Here is a 1,945-nt window from a genome sequence, read left to right as displayed (position 1 = left end):
GGTCTAAAGGCAGGATTCACGAAAAAAATCTGGTCTTCTTTCCAGGAGCACAGATAAGCATAATGCTTCCCGAGGTCTGATCCTCAGCACAGGGATAAATTAGTCTTAATAGCGATTTTGCACCTGCTTTTTAGTTTAACAGTTATTATCCAAAGAGGACTAATTTTATTAAAGAGTTATGACCCCCTGAATGAGAAGGACTTGACAAAAGGTATTCAAAAGTGATTCAATTGAAGTAATTGAAAAAGAGGCGTTACTGTACTTTTCTGGATTGAAGTTTTAAGTTCAATGTTCCTCCATAACGAAGACATAAAGGAGTTGATAATTGAGGTACCTGAGGGTCACAGGCATCTCAGGACAAGGCTTGTACTGAATGATGGCTCCGAGATTGTATTACAGGAGGCTACTGTTGCAAATCTTGTAAGGGCATATATTACAGTAAAGACCCATCCTGTTATAAACAGAGTAGCCCTAAAAGGACAGAAAATAGCATCAAGAAAAAAGGGTTACGCAGAATGGCAATTAGTGGAGGGAATTTTAGATTAAATGAAATTATTAATGATATCCAGAAAAACACAAGTTCTTAAGCAACCAGCCTTTGGATGTCTTAAAGATGTGCCTTCAATAAACATTACAAGAGGCTGCATCCATGGATGTCTTTATTGCTATGCAAGGGGCTTTAGTTATGCACCTCCCGAAGGAGAGCTTCATATTTATCAGGATACCCATAAGTTTCTTGAAAAAGAGCTTGACAGAAAAAGAAGACTTCCGCAGTGGGTCTCCTTCAGCACGGCATCCGATGCCTTTCAGAATGTAGATGAAATTCTTGAGGAGACCTATTCATGTATGAAGCTACTCCTTGAAAGAGGAATTGGTATATCCTTTCTTACAAAAGGAACAATACCAGAGGATTTTATAAATCTCTTTAAAAAACATCCTTATAAGGTGAAGGCAAGGATAGGCATTGTTTCTGTTGATGAAGGATACAGAAAGCTCTTTGAACCCCGTTCAGCAAAGATTTATGAGAGGTTGAGGAATCTCAGCAATCTTATTAAAGCAGGCATTGAGAGCTCTGTAAGGGTAGACCCTGTAATACCAGAAATTACAGACTCCGAACACTCCGTTGAGGCATTACTGAGGAGCTTAAAAGAAGCAGGTGTAAAAGAAATATCAGTCAGCTCACTGGTGATGAGACCATCCATAATAGATTCTTTGAATAAGATACCGCCAAAGACGAGATGGAGACTCTTAAGACTCTACAGAGGTCAACCATGGCAGAGGGTTATAACCTCAGCAAGGACAAGGCTACTTCCTCCTGAGCTAAGAAAAAGTATTTATGAAAGATTCAGGTCAATAGCCCAGAGCTATGTTATAGAGATGAGCGTCTGCGGATGCAAAAACCCTGACCTTCCCTGGGAATACTGCAGTCCCTGGGTAAACCGGGATAGGATAGATAGACAGATGGCTCTTTTTAGTAGGGAAGCACATGAAGCAGTATGAGGCAGTAATGAAAATAATGGAAGAAAACGGAGGTTTCGCTACCTTAAGTCAACTATATGAAAAGGCCTTAAGGGTACCGGGTGCAGCATGGAAAACAAAAACACCCTTTGCCTCAATAAGGAGAATTGTGCAGGATAGTAGATTCTTTTTTAAGATAAAGCCAGGATTATGGGCTTTAAAAACTTACAAAAATAAATTACCGACCGAAATACTCTCTCTTCTTCAGGAAGAGAAGATCAAAGAAGAAGGTACCTTTACTCATTCCTACTATCAAGGAATAATAATTGAACTGGGTAACATGAAGGGATATAAAACCTTTGTACCCTCTCAGGATAAAAACAAAAAATATCTGAACAGACCGCTAAAAGACTTAGCTACTCTAAATTATATTCTGAAATTTACATATAATGATATAATTGAAAAAATTAAATCTATAGATGTATTC

At 38.5% G+C, this 1,945-nt stretch carries 3 protein-coding genes; all 3 read left to right on the top strand.

Annotation, left to right across the window (positions count from 1 at the left end):
• The first annotated feature begins 288 nt into the window (after positions 1–288).
• Positions 289–546, top strand: coding sequence for a hypothetical protein (locus N2257_10645; protein MCX7794842.1), 258 nt, complete (start codon positions 289–291; stop codon positions 544–546).
• Positions 547–1,500, top strand: coding sequence for a radical SAM protein (locus N2257_10640; GenBank protein ID MCX7794841.1), 954 nt, complete (start codon positions 547–549; stop codon positions 1,498–1,500).
• A 7-nt stretch (positions 1,501–1,507) separates the two neighbouring features.
• On the top strand, positions 1,508–1,945 hold a 438-nt coding region (locus N2257_10635; GenBank protein ID MCX7794840.1), incomplete at its 3' end, for a hypothetical protein.

The sequence above is a fragment of the Thermodesulfovibrionales bacterium genome, from assembly GCA_026417875.1.
Taxonomy (GTDB): Bacteria; Nitrospirota; Thermodesulfovibrionia; order Thermodesulfovibrionales; family CALJEL01; genus CALJEL01.
Note: the sequence above shows the minus strand (reverse complement) of the source record. Positions and strands in the feature narration are given on the sequence as shown.

Bases quoted from the DNA above. Each gene is read 5' to 3' on its own strand.
- N2257_10645 (MCX7794842.1), top strand. From the start codon at position 289: ATGTTCCTCCATAACGAAGACATAAAGGAGTTGATAATTGAGGTACCT.
- N2257_10640 (MCX7794841.1), top strand. From the start codon at position 547: ATGAAATTATTAATGATATCCAGAAAAACACAAGTTCTTAAGCAACCA.